2 protein-coding genes are annotated in these 2,020 nt (G+C 53.9%); one reads left to right on the forward strand and one right to left on the reverse strand.

What is annotated here, in order from left to right; genetic code table 11:
• Positions 1-132: 132 nt before the first annotated feature.
• Positions 133-273 carry a hypothetical protein gene (locus P1S46_12185; protein ID MDF1537228.1) on the reverse strand — a complete coding sequence of 47 codons (141 nt, stop codon included), beginning with the start codon at positions 271-273 and terminating at the stop codon, positions 133-135.
• A gap of 194 nt (positions 274-467) precedes the next feature.
• Between P1S46_12185 and P1S46_12190 the strand changes: the two genes are divergently transcribed.
• Positions 468-1,271, forward strand: a complete 804-nt coding sequence (locus P1S46_12190; GenBank protein ID MDF1537229.1) for an HAD-IIB family hydrolase — start codon at positions 468-470, stop codon at positions 1,269-1,271.
• The last annotated feature ends 749 nt before the right edge of the window (positions 1,272-2,020 follow it).

Consider the following 2,020-nt stretch of genomic DNA (forward strand, 5'->3'; position numbering starts at 1 on the left):
TTTTCGGTTCCCGTTGAGCCAAAGTCTCGCACAGACTTTGGTGATCTATCAGTAATCTCTGTAAGGAAAGGGAAAACTCCCCTCGTGAATAGTCCGGGCTAGCCCCCTGTGAACTGTTGACGAGGAAAGGTTCTACACCCTTGGAAAAACCGATGCCGGCAGGATCCTGACAAAATACGTTTCCCTGGCCGATTCCTTCGCGGCCAAGGTCACCATCGGCGACGCGCTCAACCTGAGCGACAGCGACGGGTACGCCACCTGCGGCTCCATCACCGACTGGACCTCCTTCGAGAACCCGTACCGCGGATGGGGCCGAGATGGAAGCGCTTTCCCAAGCATGAACGGCGAACCGGGTGCGGGGACTTCTCGCGGAAAGAAGGGATCACACATGTTTTTATATCAGCAATGGTGTAAAATCCAGGAAAAGGAAGTCCGAACTCACCGATGACAACAAAAACTCACCCATGATGATACCATCCATTCAAGACGTCCGCTCAGAGGTTGCAAAAGGCCTCAAGGGTATTTTCTTTGACATCGATGACACCGTCACCACTTCCGGCAAGATCCCCCCTGTTTCCTATAAGGCCCTGTGGGATATCAGGAACGCCGGGCTCAAGGTTGTTCCTGTTACGGGCAGGCCTGCCGGATGGTGTGATCATATCGCCCGCATGTGGCCCGTGGATGGCATTGTGGGAGAAAACGGGGCCTTCTATTTCTGGTTCGATGAAAAGCAGAACAAGCTGGGAAAACGATTCCTCTATCCGGATAACATACGTGCCGCGAATCGGCGGCGTCTTCTGCAAATCCAGGACGAGATCCTGGCCAGGGTACCGGGCAGCGCCCTCGCCAGCGACCAACCTTATCGGGAAACCGACACGGCTATCGATTACTGCGAGGACGTAACACCACTGGGCCAAAGAGCCGTTGAACAGATATGTGAGATCTTCAAAAAACACGGCGCAACCTGCAAGGTCTCCTCCATCCATGTGAACGGATGGTTCGGTGAATACGACAAGCTCGGTATGACGAAGACGCTTGTCAGGGAGCGGTGGGACCTTGAGTTGGATGCTGAAAAGGAGCGGTTCCTCTTCTGCGGCGACTCGCCTAATGACGAGCCGATGTTTCAGTATTTTCCTGTTACCGCAGGGGTCAGCAACATCCTTCGCTTCGCGGGTGGCATGGAACACCTTCCCTCCTTTGTGGCAAGCCGGGAAGGGGGCGAAGGTTTTGCCGAAATTGTCGAAATTCTGCTTAAAAAAAGACAGGCTTAGAGGTTGCGACCGCTTGACGAAGACGGAAATCCTGACGATATAGCAGGAGCACGGTCTCAGTGTATGTCCTCACTCGGGCGATAAATGCAGAATCCTGATTTCGATCAAGCTTAAGTTGCTTTCGAATTGCAGTTAAAAGATCTCTAGCCCGCACTATTCATGAAGCCAGTTGTTCTGGCTTCATGGACAGGTGTTTCGTTACCTTTTCGGCTGTCATTGAGAGGTGATTACTTGTTAGCGGTCGGTACGAATCAATGGAAGGTAATTTTGTGCTTCGACGATATTGGCCTCCTCATCCGGCATGCACGCCTCGTATGTCCCGCCATGGCGGGATTCGTCAGGCTGCGCTTTGCCTGCGGCTTCCTTCAGCTCCCACCTCACGGTGGGCACCCTTGCCGTCCCCCTGTGTCAGGATAGTTGTCGCCTTAATTGGTTTTAAAAGGGGCGGAGAAGAGGACTTGCACCTCCAAGTGGGGGGCCTGCCGGGCGCACCAAAAAGAAAGCCCGCCGTGAGGCGGGCTGATTTTTTGGCTCCCCGGGACGGACTCGAATCCCGCTGAAAGCGGGATTAATCACGCCGTAGGCGTGACTCTATCCGACTGAGCTGACCTCTGAGGGTTGTAAACGTGGGAACTTATAATCTATTCCCCGGTAGCATGAAATCGCGGTGGCTGTTATCTGTCGATGGTTCGATACCCGGGTATACGCAAAAAGAAAGCCCGCCGTGAGGCGGGCTGATTTTTTGGCTC

Source organism: bacterium, assembly GCA_029210545.1.
In the GTDB taxonomy this organism is placed as follows: domain Bacteria; phylum BMS3Abin14; class BMS3Abin14; order BMS3Abin14; family BMS3Abin14; genus JARGFV01.

Bases quoted from the DNA above. Each gene is read 5' to 3' on its own strand.
- P1S46_12190 (MDF1537229.1), top strand. From the start codon at position 468: ATGATACCATCCATTCAAGACGTCCGCTCAGAGGTTGCAAAAGGCCTC.